Genomic DNA, 14,612 nt, shown 5'->3' with positions numbered 1-14,612 from the left:
GTCCAGGCCGACGCACGCTGGCCTCCCCCTGCAGCGTCGCTGCGATAGCGGCTGGTCGAAGTCTGGTAGTACTGCGCGCGGATCGCCGCCATCGCCTCGATCAACGGTCCCCACGGCGCGGGAAAGCATTCTTCCGCCATCACCCGGTGCAGCATGCGCGTATGGCCGGCCAACTCGTCGTTGAGGAACTCAACCACAGGCATAGCCGGATAGCGCTGCAGAAGCAGGATCGCCGCGTTATCGCCGGCCGACCTGTCCTTGTCGCGTCCATGCAGATCGTTCTGCAGGCGCCCTATCACTGAGATGAGCCGCAGGACCTGGCGAAACGCTGGACGCGCGCGCAAGGTCGCCATGTCCAGCCCCCACAGCAGCGACAGGCAACAGAACACGGTCCCGTAAGCGATCGAATCGATGCCGTTGTGCAGGTACTCGGCGTAAGACCAGCGTCGCGCCCCTGCCGCCTGCGCGTGTCCGGCGCGCAGCGCCGCGCAGTAGCACCGGGTATAGTCGAGAAGCCGAGCATAGTCGTGACGATCGTAAGCGAGCGCAGCCAGCGAAGCGCGCAGCTGAGCGCAGCCCTCGAATCCGGAGAGCACGCACGGTACGCCGTGCCCCAGCGCCTGCTCCAGGGCGGCGAGCTGCTCCGGCGCGATCAGGCCAACGTCGTTGCAATCGTCTAGCCAGAACAGCAGCGCCAGTTCGCGATAGAACGCCACGATCAGCGTTTCGTCCTGCGGATCGCGGCCGGTGCGGGCGCTGGTGTCGCGCAGGCTCGGGTGAATGCGTTGCAGGATATACTGGCCGCCCCTTACCGCTTCCTCAGCATGCTCATCCGCGAAACCGGTCAGGGCACGCCCCCACTCAAGCACCTGCTGCAGCGCGCGTTCGGTCTGGATCATGGCGCCGCCCCTGCTCCCTCGGCTACGACGCGCCGCCCACAACGAAGCGCCAGCCACAACCCGGCGAGACCGCATCTCCGCGCCATAACGGCGATCGCGAAGTTATCGATCCGATTGCCAGTTGCTGATGCAAGCTCTTGTGAACGGCCGTTAGGACCGGCCCGCAGCCTCGCCGGCAGTATCGAGCAATCCGCTTGCGCCGGCTCGCCATAGCAGGCGAGGACGGCAAGGTCGCCGGCGGCAAACGCACGCGAGCACATTGCAAGCGACATCCGCGAACGCGGCGCCGACTGGTCAGCCTCCGCCTCGGTGCCCGCATATGTCCGCGAGTCGAGCAGCGCCTTCGCCACGAAATGAGCAGAACGCCTTACGAGCATCGACCGCCGGCTGCTGCGCATGGGCGATGATGAGGCATGGTCTCGCAGCGGACCCGTTCCGACAGATGCTGCACCAGGGACGAGGCGACCTTATCCAACAAGGCACCACTTGCGCTGTTTGTGGAGACGAGCGTCGGCTGCATCCATGCGGCTGCTTGAGTGGTGAAGACTCTGAACGACGGTTCCTACGGCGCTGCCGGCGCAATCGGCTGCTTGGGGGACGCGTGACGCAGTCAAAGCTCCCCTTGCCAAGCACGGAGCAGGCGAGTGAGAGAGCAGATGAATAGGCGTGTCGCCAATATTTTTGCATTGCTCTAATCGATTATAGTTGTGAGGAGCAATTTGAGACCATTTACTTGCGGCTCAAGTCACCCATAAAAGAAAGCAAGCACCGATTCGGTAGCTTATCCCCTGTCTTTCGCGTACTCGCGGCCGTGGCGCCGGGTGAACGATTGAAGACCGCCGGTCTCACTCGCAGGTGGGCGCCAGGGCGTGGGGCGGTTGGCAAGCCACAGGAGTAGGACAATGTCGAAGGATTCGGGTAAGGGCGATAATCACGGCGGCGGACCGGGCAAGATCGAGATCACGGTGGTGGTGAACGGCCAGCCCACGCAGGTCGAAGCCAATCCCAACCAGCCGCTTCACGTCATTCGTACCAAAGCCCTTGAGAACACGCAGAATGTCGCCCAACCAGCCGAGAATTGGGAATTCAAGGATGAGGCCGGCAACTTGCTCGATGTCGACAAGAAGCTTGGCGACTTCGGTTTCCCGAATACTGTGACCCTGTTCCTCAGCCTGAAGGCGGGCGTCGCAGGTGCCTAAACACCAAAGTGTGGATCCGGAGGTCTCCCGAGCGAAGTTTGATCGGGAGATCGGCCGGTTCCGGCCATATGCTGATGTCTATCGGGCTCAGGGCTGCTTCTTGATCGAGGCGACCTTTCCGCGCGCTTTCTTCATTTTCGCCAGCCCCAAGTTAAAGCCACGGGTGGTCAGCGCAGCGAGCGAGGTCGACTTCACCGACTACGACTTAAGACCACCGTCCGTGGTCTTCGTCGATCCGTTTACGCGTCATCCGATTGCCCGGAAAGATCTATACCTGAAAATGCTTAGACGTCCGCCGCTGCCCGGAACGCCGCCGGAGATGATAGGAGCTCTCATCCAGCAGAACGCCGTGCCGCTGACGGACTTCATCCAGGCCAACAGTCCCGAGGACGAACCATTCCTGTGCATGGCGGGCGTCCGGGAATACCACGACAATCCAGCCCATTCAGGTGATCCATGGCTGCTTCATCGGGGTTCTGGCGAAGGCTGTTTGGCCTTCATCCTGGACAAGATCATCAAGTACGGAATCGTTCCTATAGAGCAGTTGCAGATTCAACTCCAACCGACAATCGTAGGAATGGTGGTATCCCCTCAGGCGATACAAGAATGACTGGTTTGAGAGATGTAACGATCGTGACTCTCCCGCGCGGCTGCATCTCGACCACGCATGGGCATCTGCGCTCAGTTGGTCGCGAGGGCAATGAGGGGATGGCGCTCTGGGTCGGCGTTCAGCAAGAGCGGCACTTTGCCGTAACAGAGACGGTTATCCCGGCGCAGCGTCACATTCGGACAAACGATGGCGTTTGCGTGATCGTTGCGGCCGAAGAACTGCACCGGCTCAATGTCTGGCTCTACAAAAGCGGCCTGAAACTCTTGGCCCAGATTCACAGCCATCCGGGCCGCGCCTACCATTCGACGACGGACGACGCTTATGCGGTTGCTACCACGGTTGGGTGTCTGTCGCTGGTCGTGCCGAATTTCGCCCGCGAGCCTTTCGATTTTGCTCGGGTCGCCGCCTATCGGCTTGACGAAAAGGCCAAATGGAATGCGCTCCCTCCCGCGGCACTGTCGCGAATGATCATGATATCGAGTTGAACAATGGCATTCGCTAACTTCATCGATCGCGCCGCCACGGCGGCATCTCAGGTCCTGGCCGATTTTCATCTGGGAGACTTCAAAGCAGCTCTTGAAAAGCAGGTCGTGGCAGTCGCCTTCGACCATCAGGCCGCTTCCTGCGCCGAAGGCCAGGCGACACTAGATCTTGCGGTGAGATTGCTCGCTAGGCTCTACCCGGTTCTGGCGATACTCCCGCTGGACAGCGCGGCGAGCTCTCAAGCCCAAGCGCTGGAGCGCTTGGCAAAGTCGATCAATCCAAAAGTCGGCATCCGGCGTTCCGGCAAGTCTGCCACCGTCTGCGTCGTTGCAGGGGTAACGCGCCCATCACTCCGGTGCCCGATCTTTTTCGTGGGATCGGACGGTTGGGCGGCAAAGCTGTCGCGTACGGACCCGGTGGGCTCTGGCCCAAGTCTGCTGCCTTATGGAGCTGGCGCCGCCAGTTGCTTCGGCGCCGCCAACGTCTTTCGAACTATCTTCGCTGCCCAGTTGACCGGCGCCGAGTTGGACGAAACCATCGACCTCTCGCTATGCAGCTACGACAAGACCAAAGCCGGAGAGCCTGGCCCGATCGACTTCCCAGTCGACCTTGGCGAAACCCACCTCGTTGGGCTCGGTGCGATAGGCCATGGCTCGCTTTGGGCGCTAGCGAGACAACCCGATCTCAAAGGTCGTCTGCATGTAATCGATCACGAAGCGATCGAACTCTCAAACCTGCAGCGCTACGCATTGGCTGGCCAGGCGGAGATTGGTATGTCCAAAGCGGTTCTTGCAGCCACCGCCCTTAGATCGACTGCCCTTGAGGTCGAGGCGCACCCTCTGACGTGGGCAGAATATGTTGCGCGCCGGGGCAATTGGGTCTTCGACCAAGTGGGTGTGGCGCTTGACACCGCCGCCGACCGTCTGGCTGTCCAAGGTGCACTGCCGCGATGGATCGCAAACGCTTGGACGCAGGAGCACGATCTCGGTATCTCCCGGCATGGTTTCGATGACGGCCAGGCTTGCCTTTGTTGCATGTACCTGCCATCCGGAAAATCCAAGGACGAGCACCAGCTGATTGCCGAGGAACTCGGAATACCGGAAGCACACGAGCAGGTGAAAACGCTCCTGCAGACCAATGCCGGAGTTCCCAACGACTTTGTAGTTCGCGTGGCTACAGCGATGGCTGTGCCGTTTGAACCGCTAGCCCCGTTTGTTGGCCAGCCCCTGCGCTCCTTTTATCAGCAGGCTATCTGCGGCGGTCTGGTGTTCCAGCTTAGCGAAGGAAGTCGCCGCGTTCGAACTGTGGTTCCGATGGCCTTTCAGTCGGTGCTTGCCGGGATTATGCTTGCCGCGGATTTGGTCAAACATAGTGCGGGGTTTCCCATGAGCCCGACGACGAGCACTCGGGTGAATCTTCTGCGCCCCCTTGGCTCTCACTTGCACGATCCGAAGGCCAAGGACTCCAGCGGCCGCTGCATCTGTAGCGACGACGATTTCATTGCCGCTTACAGGCGCAAATACGGCGAGCGCGTTGATCAGGTAAGCGATGTCTCGGCCGCCTAAGCAGACGCGCACCTCTCTGTAGACGCAGGGGGCGCGGCTTGTGGGCGTGACCATGGGCGCCATTATGACACGCTTGGCCCGCTCCTTTGGCGGCCTATCGTCCTCCGCGCATGATCCCTGTTGCCGACGTGATGATCCAGCACCAGCCGCCATGGCACCAGAGGCTGGTCAAACCTCCGTTGTTGGCCGGTTTGGACAGTGCTGCATCAGGTCTCGACCGACGTCTCGACAGTCAGGGCTGCTTCGACGGGTGTGAAGATGTCAACATCGACCCCAGGCGCCCGAATCGTCACAATCAGGGCGTACCGAGCCAGAGCGTCGACGCGTTCCAGGTAAGGCTTCTCCTTCCACCAGCCCCCGACCGGGAACACGCCGATCGCGTCACGCTCGGCGAGATCGGCGGCGCTGCCCGACCAGAAATCGGCGTGCAACGAGCCGCGATCGCGGAAGGTGCCGAGCAGCCACTCTTCTCCGCCTCCAGCAGGCGCCCCTTCCTCCTCGTCCCGAGCGGCCTGATTGATGCGGGCTCGGAATTCGTCGACTGTCTCGGTCGCTGACTTTACTCTGAACCGAAGACCATGGGACGCGTAACGATGCCGGCGGGTCCATCCGCGTTCACCGGGGTTGGGTTCGATGAAATAGGACAGCGTGACGCGGAGCTCGACCTGGGCAGCGCCGAGCGCCGCGAGCTGCTCCTTCGGCCAAGGCAGGCGATGCAGCTTCATGTCACGCGTTTTGGCAGCCGCGCCGCCCTCGCGCTGGAAAGGCTGAAGCTCATCTTCAACGATAAGCGTGAGGTCGTTCACCGTTGACAGAAGCGCGCGCCCAAGATCTGGCACGCCGTAACCATAGCGCCGCACGAGCGCCTGGATCTCGCCCTTCGCTCCGTTGCACGCATCGATGCGTGCGCGCATCGCCGGAGTCCATTCGGCCGAGTGGACGATCAGGGCGCGAACCGTTTCAGGCCACAGCTCGGGGCGCGCTGATAGAATCAGTCCCGCCATCCGTGCGGCATGGGCCGTTGCCGCGCTCGTATCTCCGAGGGTGGTGAAGTGGCGCAGTTCGGGTCGATAGAAAGTGGTCAATATCTGCAGATCGTCGATCGGCTCGCCAGGCAACACACCGTCATGGGCGAGATTGCCGCCTTCGAAGACGACCTCGGGCTTCACCGGCCACTGCCTGTCCCAAACGACCGAAGTGCGACTGCGCGGCGAGAGCTCGCCGACCGGCGCGATCGGAGCGTAGCCCGCAAAGTCGGTGTCAATGATATCGACCTTTTCTGTGAAAGCGCCGACCGTCAGCGCATTCCAGGCCTGAGAAGGATCATCGACTGCTTCCAGATCGTTGCGCGTCAAATGCTCGGCCGGCATGAGGTCATCGCCGATGTTGCCGGCAGAGAGAACGATCAAGCGTCGCTGCTCCTCTTCGAAACAGAGTTGGTCGATAGCGGCAGACCACGATGTGGGCCTTCCACGCGCCGGACTGGCGCTTGTCACAGCCATTGCGATCGCGCGGCGGCGCTCCGGCGCCTGCACCTCGGCGCGGGCGATCGCTTCCGCGGTGATCGCGCCATAGAGTTCTGGATCGTTTGCCTCGTCTTCTGGCGGAAGGATACGGACACTCTCCAGCCGAAAGGGCAATGGAACTGGATCGCCTCCGACCAGGAGCGGGACCAGATCACCGTACAGGCCGACACCTGCCATTCGCGTCCCGTGGCCGCTCCACGCAGGTGTGTCGTCGCTGCCCCATGCCGGTTTGACGGTGTGCCAGTCTTCAACGGCAAGTGCGGGTTCGATCAACGGGTGGGTGCGACGTACGCCGCTGTCGAGAATGCAGACCGCAATATCGGATTGAGGCGGTCTGACGCGCCCGAGAAGCTCGTCGCTCCAGTCCCTTTGCTCCGCGCCACCAAGGCCCATGAAGAAGGACGGCGTATCCTTCGCGCGCCGCAGCTCGGCGACGACATCGCTGTGCGCAATCATGCGGTCGAGCATTGCCGTGCTGGCGAGTGCCAGCATGACCACCCGCTCCGGAAACCTGACCGCATGCGTGCGCAAAGTGATGTTCAGGGCTTCGGCAATGTGCTCGAAGTTCTCGCGGCGACCGTCGCGCAGCCAGACTTCCCACCACACCTGCTCGTCAGCGGCCTGGGGGAAGAGGTCGTCGTGGTCGGTAAACAACGATCGTGCAGTCGCCAGCCTGACTGTCTCCATGCGGGAGACGAGCGGCTCGTTGCGCGGTCTGCCGCGGTCAGTGTCAACGTCTCGATACGCCTCGACTTTCCGCAAATAATAGGCTTGCGCGCTTTGCGGCAGGAACACCGACGCTGTGATGGGAGCACCGGGTTGAGTTGGCTCATGGACGGCGACCAGCTCCATGTGCCGGCGACGATCGGCCAACTGGTCGAGGGCCGCCCGTCCGGACATGGGCAGATCGATCTCGAGGTAAAAGCCAGGCGTGCCGACCGACAGCTGGGGGTCACGCGCCGCAATCTGCTGGCGTGCACTTTCGACCGCTTGTTCGATGGATTGCGTCAAGGCCGCAGCATGCGACGCCCGATCACGCGCCGGCAGCGGCGGTGCATGTATAAGTTGGTTGGGCCGCCGATAGGCTTCCCGAATGCCGTTGTTGCGAAGGTGGATATGGGCGCGGTCGCGCGGAAAATCGTCTGCCATTATGATCTGTGCTGTCGCTACTCAGACAGCGAAGCCTGCCGGCGTTCCTTCAGAGCGTCGATGAGCGCTTCCGAGGTGATCCGCTTCCCCCCCCGCAATATGATGGTTTTTGCAGCGTCGTCGGCCGCGCGGGTGATCTCGGCCTGCGACAGTCTCTCTGCCTGAGAGATCGCCTCGTTCCAGGCAAGCCCTCTGGTGTCGAAGCGGTCGAGTCGAGCCCGAAGCAGCGCCTCGATAATCGGCCGATCGGGCACGGCGTATTCGATGACATCGTCGAAACGGCGGAACAAAGCTCTGTCGAGCAGCTCGGGATGATTTGTTGCCGCAATAATCAGGCTGTGGCTGTCGTCTTGCTCGAGAAACTGCAGAAACGAATTCAGCACGCGCCGAATCTCGCCAACATCCTGGCGTTCGCCTCGACGCGCGCCGATGGCATCGAATTCGTCAAAGAAGTAGACGCCCCGCGTCGCCTGCATTGCATCAAAAACAAGCCGCAGCTTTCCGGCAGTCTCTCCCATGAACTTGGTGATCAAACCATCGAGGACGATCATGAAAAGGGGCAGATGAAGCTCCCCGGCCAATGCCGATGCGGTCATCGTCTTGCCTGATCCTGGCGGGCCGACCAGAAGCAGTTTGCGACGGGGAACAAGCCCGTGCTCGCGCAAGCTTGCTTGTTGGCGCTGCTCTCCCAGCACGCGGTGCAGGCGCGAGCGCAGACTGTCCGGCAAAATCATGTCCGTCAGTCGCAGGTCCGGATAGCGCACATGCAGGAGGCCTGCGAGTTCGCCCTTTGGCTGAAAAAGGGGAACCGGCCGACTGCTCTTGGCAATCCGGGCGTCCCTGCTCTTGGCTGCGTCGACCAGATCCTTGAGCTCCTGAGCAAGCTTGCCATGGCCTTGACGTGCCTCATGCGCAGCAAGCTGCATCGCGATAGAGAGGAAACGATCCTCGTCGCCGGCAATGTGGCTTTTAAGCAGCGTCACGATATGGCGGGCCGTGGTCATGGCTCTCTTCTGGGGTATCCGTTTACTTGGCGAAGCGCATGCAACCTAAACGCTTTCAACGGCGATTTGTAACGCGCAATGGTGTTTTTTCTCTTGTCGATGTTCGCCCGTGGCAACTTCAGCGGTGAACTGTTGCGCCGCGGTCATAGGCCAGCCGGAATAACGCCGGCCAGCAGACAACAGTCCGCATCTTCGAGCGCTCGAAGTCTGGCCACTCACGCAGCGTGTCGGGTCCGAACGCTCCAAAGCCGCCCCGCCTGGCAGGTCCATGCGACCGATTGCGGGCGTGCGGCCATAAGGTCTACGCGGGCTCGCATGGCTGCCCGCGCCGCTGGCTAAAAAGCTGTACACCATCTCACGAAACACCAGGTCCGCTCCTTTGCCGGCCGACGGTCCATGAAATCCCCTCCCCACTCACGACACCGGAGACCTCCTTGCCCACATGGCGCTCAAGCACCGGCCGCCATGGCACCAGCGTGAACTCGCGCGACTTTTCAACGACGGCATATTTTCCGCTGGCAAGCTCGACGGAGCGGCGGAGCGTACCCTCTACTCGTCCTCCGGATCGCGCTTCGGCATAGGGCAGGCCAAGTTCCTCCGACAGTTGGCCAGCAACACGGTTCAGTTCTCGCTGGCGCAGGATCGAAAGCATGTTGGCTCGATAGACGATCCCATCCTGTTCTTTATGCGCGAGGCCTTGCGCGATCAGCCACTGCCGCCGGCGAGCTTGCGCCTCTCTCACGTCGCGGCCGAAGCCGGATCCGTGCAAAGGCTCGGGTCTATCGGCAACCAGCTCCCGGTCGAGCCAGGTGGCGCCGTTGAAGCTGACCTGTCGCTCCAGCGCCATTGAGGAGAGCTTGTCGGCAACGACAGGCTCGGCCCTGGCCCGCTGGCCCTCATAATTCGCGACGCGATCGAGATGGTCCGGCGCGATGAGCCAGGTGCCGTTCGGCTCTCGCTCGACGCCGCCGGTCGCGCGGCGGATCGCCTCCAGCCGCCGCACATGCGTTCGCGCAAAGCTCTCGGTGGCGGATGGGTCATGCTTCAGGTGCATATCGACGTCGTAACGGCCGCCATGCGCGGCGGCGATTTCGGCGATGGTACGATCGACCTGCCTCGGCTCGGTGTTCCTTGGCGCGACACGCACGATGCAGCCATTAGGCATCGTTTCCATCGCCTCGCCTCTACCGATGTTGATCCAATGGCTCTTACCGTCGACGGCGTCGACGATCATGTAATGGCGGTCATTGATCTCGTCGGCCAGTCCACGCGCGACAACGCGACCGACGAGAGACTGGACGGGCTCGCCGGATCGATCGTGGATCACCCAGTCGGCGGCCCTGCGGGCAAGCCCCTTGCCGGTCAGTTCGCGGTGCATGGTCTTGATGATGTCGCCGCGTTCGCCGGTGCGGCGCAGCGTGGCTTCGAGCTCATCGTCGAGGCGCCAGGAGCCAGCGCCGACCTCCGCGGCCAGACCCATCCGCTCGAGCTTGCGCAGCCGTCCCTGGTGCAGCGTCTGGCGAATGGCGTCGGGACCGCCCGGCGAGACCAGGCCGTCATCATCACGCATGCTGAGCAGCCGACGGTCGATGCTGGTGAAGCGTTCCTGCTCCATTTCCCGGCGCAGGCGAAGCTCAATCTCGCGGTCGGTTCGCGGACCGAGATCGAGGCTGACCAGCTCGGCCGCCCGCTCGCGGATGCCAGATGAGATATATTCGCGCGCGATGACCAGGTTCTCGCCACGGTCGTCCCTGCCACGGACGATGATGTGGCTGTGCGGGTGGCCGGTGTTGAAATGATCGACCGCGACCCAGTCGAGCTTCGTGCCGAGGTCTTCCTGCATCTGCGCCATGAGCCGCCGCGTCAGCGCCTTGAGGTCGTCGTACTCGATGCCGTCTTCGGCAGCGACGATGAAGCGGAACTGATGGCGGTCGCCGTCCGCGCGATCGATGAACGCCTTGCCGTCGACGCGGCCGCTGTCGGCGCCGTAGAGCTCGCCAGGTTCACCTTCGCGGGTGACCCCGTCGCGCTGAAGATAGCGTAGATGGGCACGCGCCCCGTCCGCGCCCTTGCCGGCGAGCTTGACGACCCGCGCCTTGACGATCACCCGGCGCTGGCGGAAGGCGGCATACCGGTCGCGCGATTTCAGCAGTGCGGCGGCCGCCCCGCCGCGCCCTGTCCGGCTTCCTGTGAAGCGACCACCGCGTTGCGGCCGGCCGCCAGCCCGGTTGATCGCCGCACGAACCTGGCCGGCATAGCGTTTGCCGGCCTTCGAGCCGCGCGACCCGATTTTGCCGAGCTTCGGCCTGAACTCGTCATCCTTAATGCGAGCCTCCCAGACATATCAAGCAAAATCAGACACTTACACGTCCAACCCTCTTGGCACCGGCGGCAGCCTCCCGGAAAAACGATGTGCAGACAAAGATTTAACCGCCTCCTGGAGGCGGTACCTTTATCTTGCCGTACGCGCCCAGCCCCGCCAGACGCGCCCCCGTCCGCCATGGCTAACGCACCGGCTCCTTCGGCTGCGCGCCGTCCTTGCCGAGCGGCACGAAGAGATCGCCGTTTCGCACGCCTGAGTGAACACCGTCATGAATGAAGAACAGCGACCGTCCGAGAGGAGCGATTTGCGCCTTTGGAGCGACAGATTGGCTTTCGAACGCCTCGATGTCGGCCGCCGAAACTCCGGCCGCCTTGAGTTGGTCGAGGTACTCGACGGTCTCTTCTGGCAGCGGTTTGCCACGCTTCAAATGCTCGTCGTAGCGCTCGGGACCGGCATTGTAGGCGCCAAACAGGCCAGGAAATCCGAAGCGGTCATACATGGCACTGAGATAGGCCGTGCCGGCCAGGATATTGTCGCGCGGATCGTGGGGGTTAGGCCCAAGGCCGTGTTCGACCCGCATCTCTTCATAGGTGCCGGGCATCACCTGCATGAGGCCCATGGCGCCAGCGGGGGAGGTGATGGGGCGGCCGCCGCGCATTGTCTTGCCGCCGCTTTCGGCAGCCATGACGGCATAGATCCAGGCTTGGGGAATATGGAAGCGCCGGCTTGCTTCCGATACCAACGTCTGCCACTTTCGCAGCTGCGGACTTTGGGAGATGGCGACCGGCTCAGCGCCGGTCGAGGCGGAACAGGCGCATGGCGCAATGGCGATCATGCCCAACAAGAGGAGGGTCACTCGGTCCATAGTGGTACGAGCCTCCCGATGACATTTTGAGTGGGAACAGGCCCGAAATAGCGGCTGTCGAAGGAGCGGTTTTTGTCGCTGCCGAGCAGGAAAACCTCGTTATCCCCGAGCGCTCGGCAGCCGTTCCACCATGGCAAAGGTCGGCCTTCGGCGTCGATTTTGAGCCGGCGCGCGACGATGTCGCCGCCGATGATGATGGCGTCATTGAAGGCGCAGACATTATCGTCCGGCAGCGCTGCAAGACGTTTTGCCAGCGGCACATTGCGAGGCAGATAGCTGCGCTCGGCGGCGAGATACGCCGCGTATTCAGGCGGGCGCACGAGCACGAGATCGCCACGCGCCAGCGCTCCCGCAGCGATGCGGTAAAGGCCGATCGGCGCGCTGGCCGAGGCGTTCCAGACCAGCCAAGGGGCGGGCTTTCCCAGCGCCGTGAAGCCCAAAAGACCGAGACCGGCCGCGGCCAAGGCGACCGTCTTACGGGCTCGAACACGCCTCAGGCGGCTGCCGATCAGATGGATGGAAGGGCGCCGCCTCATGAACGGCCTCCCGTGCCGCCCTGGCCGGAACCGGCCTTGCCATCGCCGGCGATGGAGTGCTGCGGGTGTCCTTTCGACCAATGGTCGAGTTCGTCGATGTGATAGCGGACATAGCGGCCGTGCTTGCGGAATTTCGGGCCGCCGCCCTTGAGCCGCATCTTTTCGAGCGTGCGCTGGGAGAGCCCGATATAGAAGGCGGCTTGGGCTGTACTGAGAAACGGGCTGCCCTTTTTCGCGCGGGCCGCGCGTTCGTTTTCGTCGTCCATGATGATCCTCGTTTCGCTTCGGACAAGCGAGGGCGACGATGGGCGAGGGAGATCGTCTCGGGGACGGGCGAAGAGTCGGGGGAGAGTTTTCGCCGCCCTTTAGGGCGGACGGGGTTTGGGTGGAACTCCTGGGAATGAGCCCCGCGCCGGGGCTGCGGCGCGAGGCTCTTATCTCGGCCGGTCAGTCGGCCGGGTTCCAGATGATGGCGTAGGTGTCGTGATCGTCCTGGCCGGCGGCGCGGCCGAGATTGGCGTAGAGCTTGCGCGGTCCGAACTCCGGCGCTGCAATCGACAGGCTCACATAATCCTTGCCGGAAGTCTCGCCGGTGCGGATCCAGCCAGCGCCGACTTCGACCCCTTGCGTAAGCACCCGGAAGTCGGGATGGTTATCGGCGCTCTTGGCCTGGTTGGGGACGATATCGATGTCGGCGCGGACGCTGAGCGTCTTGAACTGGCCCTTGTAGGCGCCGTTTTCCTGCTTGTTGACGTAACCGATCGCGGTCATTTCGAAGTCTCCTTTTGTGGTTTCGCCGGGGACCATCCCCTGCGATGGCGCACCGTAATGGGCGCGTCAGGACCGCCTGAATCCGACAGGGCCGCAGCGACAGTGAAGGACCCGAGCGGGCAGCTTTTTTGTGAGCGAAGCGGCGCGAGGAAGCCGCCGCAGGCGGCGGGGAAAAAAGCTGATGGCGCGAGGGTTTCGGGCGGCCGGACCCGCCCATAGGTCGACAAGCCAGCCGCAGGGATGGTCCTTGGAGAGAGCATGGAGACCGCTCGCCAAGTGCGGTCTGTCAGCCAAGCAGGACGCCGGGATGAAACGGCCTGCAAAGATGCTGCGCCCTTATGCCGGATCGAGATCGTGCCAGCGGGTCGGGCGCCAGAGCAGACATCCGGCATGGTGCGATCTATGAAAGCAGGGCTCGCCAGCGGGAATTTGATACGCGAGGGGGCCAAAGTAAGGCTGGATGAGAAGCCGGTGCTACCTGCAGGTCCAGTGTCATGTGGCGGCGCTCGGGAAACCGCTACGCAATGTAACGCGCTCTTATGAGGCGAACAGACCGGCCCCAAAACCGATCGACCGGTGGTCGGCGCGAAACGCGTCATGCCTGTCCGAAAGCTGACAGTGGCAGAAGACGCATGTCGGGTTCCGCACAATTGACCATGCTGGATTTGTGAGGTTTTCAGGGAGAGCCATGCGTTCACTTCCCAGTGAGCTTTGGCACGGCATTTGCTCTTGATGTGGCAACACGGATCGAAGGTTGACTGCATGCACAAGCGCGAGATGAGCAATGCTCTCCTTTCCTGGAGGCTTGGCAGCAGATTCGATTTGACGTTGCGAGGAGCTTCAGCCGCTCGCGGCGGAAGTGATCTCAAATCTGAAGGCACCGTTGGGGCCGCAGCCATCAAACACATCTTTCTCTTTTTCGCAGCTCGTCTTCAACGCGATGCGGACTTCTTCGCGTCGACGGCGGCCGAAGGTGGAGAAGGGGCTCGACTTGCAAAAAGGAGTTGTCAATGACGTCTTACGTTCGCACCAACAGCCCGGCGCAGGTGCGCTCACTGTCCACCTTTGGCAAGCATCTGCAAAGGAGCGTGCTGACGGCGACGCTGCTTGCCGCGGCTTCGACGGGAAGTGAAGCGCAGCCCTATGTTCGTGCTGACGGCAGCACGATTGACGACTTGGAAGCGGCGCGCGCAAGTTGGCGTCATGACGCCGAATTCAATGGAAATGTGGGGCTCGCAGCCATCAACACGGATGCCGCGTATGCGTTGGGTTCCACGGGGAGGGGGCCAGAGCTCCTCGCCTGCCCTCGTCCGTCTTGACGAGTGCCCGATTACAGCCTACCTCACTATCGCGTTAGCACTCGTCCATCGCGAGTGCTAACAAAAACCCCTCAACATCCGCACCAGGGAAAAATCCGAAAATGGCAAAGTCGAAGTTCCGCCCGCTGCATGACCGCGTGGTCGTTCGCCGGGTCGAATCCGAATCCAAGACCGCTGGCGGGATCATCATCCCCGACACGGCAAAGGAAAAGCCGCAGGAAGGCGAGATCATCGCCGTCGGCTCCGGCGCTCGTGACGAAGCTGGCAAGCTGGTCCCGCTGGACGTCAAGGCCGGCGACCGCATCCTGTTCGGCAAGTGGTCGGGCACCGAAGTCAAGCTCAATGGCGAAGACCTTCTGATCA

At 62.4% G+C, this 14,612-nt stretch carries 14 protein-coding genes; 6 read left to right on the top strand and 8 right to left on the bottom strand.

All coding sequences use genetic code 11. The annotated features are described in order from the left end of the window. A partial coding sequence (locus EN939_RS04495) for a terpene synthase family protein (protein ID WP_127267072.1) occupies window positions 1-899 on the bottom strand: 899 nt, incomplete at its 3' end. A 902-nt stretch (window positions 900-1,801) separates the two neighbouring features. On the opposite strand from EN939_RS04495, the gene EN939_RS04485 reads away from it, so the two are divergent. The 4 genes from EN939_RS04485 to EN939_RS04470 all read left to right on the top strand — a co-directional run bounded on the left by EN939_RS04485 (window position 1,802) and on the right by EN939_RS04470 (window position 4,756). Continuing rightward, window positions 1,802-2,098 carry a DUF2604 domain-containing protein gene (locus tag EN939_RS04485; RefSeq protein WP_024505654.1) on the top strand — a complete coding sequence of 99 codons (297 nt, stop codon included), beginning with the start codon at window positions 1,802-1,804 and terminating at the stop codon, window positions 2,096-2,098. Beyond that, window positions 2,091-2,708: a putative metal-binding protein gene (locus tag EN939_RS04480; protein WP_024505653.1), complete on the top strand. Its 618-nt coding sequence runs from the start codon at window positions 2,091-2,093 to the stop codon at window positions 2,706-2,708. Before EN939_RS04485 ends, EN939_RS04480 begins: the two co-directional genes overlap by 8 nt. A 98-nt stretch (window positions 2,709-2,806) precedes the next feature. After that, window positions 2,807-3,193, top strand: coding sequence for a Mov34/MPN/PAD-1 family protein (locus EN939_RS04475; protein WP_236383243.1), 387 nt, complete (start codon window positions 2,807-2,809; stop codon window positions 3,191-3,193). Between the two features lie 3 nt (window positions 3,194-3,196). Then, window positions 3,197-4,756: an E2 ligase fold family C protein gene (locus EN939_RS04470; protein WP_024505651.1), complete on the top strand. Its 1,560-nt coding sequence runs from the start codon at window positions 3,197-3,199 to the stop codon at window positions 4,754-4,756. A 206-nt stretch (window positions 4,757-4,962) separates the two neighbouring features. On the opposite strand, the gene EN939_RS04465 is transcribed toward EN939_RS04470, so the two are convergent. From EN939_RS04465 to EN939_RS04435, 7 genes are all read right to left on the bottom strand, one after another. Next, window positions 4,963-7,431 carry a S8 family peptidase gene (locus EN939_RS04465; protein WP_024505650.1) on the bottom strand — a complete coding sequence of 823 codons (2,469 nt, stop codon included), beginning with the start codon at window positions 7,429-7,431 and terminating at the stop codon, window positions 4,963-4,965. Window positions 7,432-7,448: 17 nt separating this feature from the next. Continuing rightward, a complete protein-coding gene (locus EN939_RS04460; RefSeq protein ID WP_024505649.1) occupies window positions 7,449-8,435 on the bottom strand; it encodes an AAA family ATPase in 987 nt (328 codons plus the stop codon). Window positions 8,436-8,790: 355 nt separating this feature from the next. After that, the gene (rlxS, locus tag EN939_RS04455) at window positions 8,791-10,761 is read right to left on the bottom strand and encodes a relaxase/mobilization nuclease RlxS (protein WP_024505648.1); all 1,971 of its coding nucleotides are present in this window, start codon (window positions 10,759-10,761) and stop codon (window positions 8,791-8,793) included. Between the two features lie 178 nt (window positions 10,762-10,939). Continuing rightward, window positions 10,940-11,623 carry a lytic transglycosylase domain-containing protein gene (locus EN939_RS04450; RefSeq protein ID WP_024505647.1) on the bottom strand — a complete coding sequence of 228 codons (684 nt, stop codon included), beginning with the start codon at window positions 11,621-11,623 and terminating at the stop codon, window positions 10,940-10,942. Then, window positions 11,611-12,159, bottom strand: coding sequence for a S26 family signal peptidase (locus EN939_RS04445; protein WP_024505646.1), 549 nt, complete (start codon window positions 12,157-12,159; stop codon window positions 11,611-11,613). The genes EN939_RS04450 and EN939_RS04445 overlap by 13 nt, the downstream gene beginning before the upstream one ends. Further along, window positions 12,156-12,425, bottom strand: a complete 270-nt coding sequence (locus tag EN939_RS04440; protein WP_024505645.1) for a helix-turn-helix transcriptional regulator — start codon at window positions 12,423-12,425, stop codon at window positions 12,156-12,158. Before EN939_RS04440 ends, EN939_RS04445 begins: the two co-directional genes overlap by 4 nt. Window positions 12,426-12,606: 181 nt before the next feature. Continuing rightward, window positions 12,607-12,930 (bottom strand): DUF736 domain-containing protein, encoded by a 324-nt coding sequence (locus tag EN939_RS04435; protein ID WP_024505644.1) that lies wholly within the window; start codon window positions 12,928-12,930, stop codon window positions 12,607-12,609. Between the two features lie 1,010 nt (window positions 12,931-13,940). On the opposite strand from EN939_RS04435, the gene EN939_RS04430 reads away from it, so the two are divergent. Together EN939_RS04430 and EN939_RS04425 are read left to right on the top strand one after the other, a co-directional pair. Further along, a complete protein-coding gene (locus EN939_RS04430; protein WP_024505643.1) occupies window positions 13,941-14,249 on the top strand; it encodes a hypothetical protein in 309 nt (102 codons plus the stop codon). 101 nt (window positions 14,250-14,350) lie between these two features. Beyond that, window positions 14,351-14,612: co-chaperone GroES (locus tag EN939_RS04425; protein WP_148129646.1), on the top strand; the 262-nt coding region annotated here is incomplete at its 3' end.

Origin of the sequence: Mesorhizobium sp. M7A.F.Ca.CA.002.05.1.1 (genome assembly GCF_003998335.1) — a bacterium.
Lineage (GTDB): Bacteria > Pseudomonadota > Alphaproteobacteria > Rhizobiales > Rhizobiaceae > Mesorhizobium.
Note: the sequence above shows the minus strand (reverse complement) of the source record. Positions and strands in the feature narration are given on the sequence as shown.

What these genes read in the sequence shown, in the direction of transcription:
- EN939_RS04485 (WP_024505654.1), top strand. Translation starts at nt 1,802, where the DNA reads ATGTCGAAGGATTCGGGTAAGGGCGATAATCACGGCGGCGGACCGGGC.
- EN939_RS04475 (WP_236383243.1), top strand. Translation starts at nt 2,807, where the DNA reads ATGGCGCTCTGGGTCGGCGTTCAGCAAGAGCGGCACTTTGCCGTAACA.
- EN939_RS04470 (WP_024505651.1), top strand. Translation starts at nt 3,197, where the DNA reads ATGGCATTCGCTAACTTCATCGATCGCGCCGCCACGGCGGCATCTCAG.
- EN939_RS04465 (WP_024505650.1), bottom strand. Translation starts at nt 7,431, where the DNA reads ATGGCAGACGATTTTCCGCGCGACCGCGCCCATATCCACCTTCGCAAC.
- EN939_RS04460 (WP_024505649.1), bottom strand. Translation starts at nt 8,435, where the DNA reads ATGACCACGGCCCGCCATATCGTGACGCTGCTTAAAAGCCACATTGCC.
- EN939_RS04450 (WP_024505647.1), bottom strand. Translation starts at nt 11,623, where the DNA reads ATGGACCGAGTGACCCTCCTCTTGTTGGGCATGATCGCCATTGCGCCA.
- EN939_RS04445 (WP_024505646.1), bottom strand. Translation starts at nt 12,159, where the DNA reads ATGAGGCGGCGCCCTTCCATCCATCTGATCGGCAGCCGCCTGAGGCGT.
- EN939_RS04440 (WP_024505645.1), bottom strand. Translation starts at nt 12,425, where the DNA reads ATGGACGACGAAAACGAACGCGCGGCCCGCGCGAAAAAGGGCAGCCCG.
- EN939_RS04435 (WP_024505644.1), bottom strand. Translation starts at nt 12,930, where the DNA reads ATGACCGCGATCGGTTACGTCAACAAGCAGGAAAACGGCGCCTACAAG.
- EN939_RS04430 (WP_024505643.1), top strand. Translation starts at nt 13,941, where the DNA reads ATGACGTCTTACGTTCGCACCAACAGCCCGGCGCAGGTGCGCTCACTG.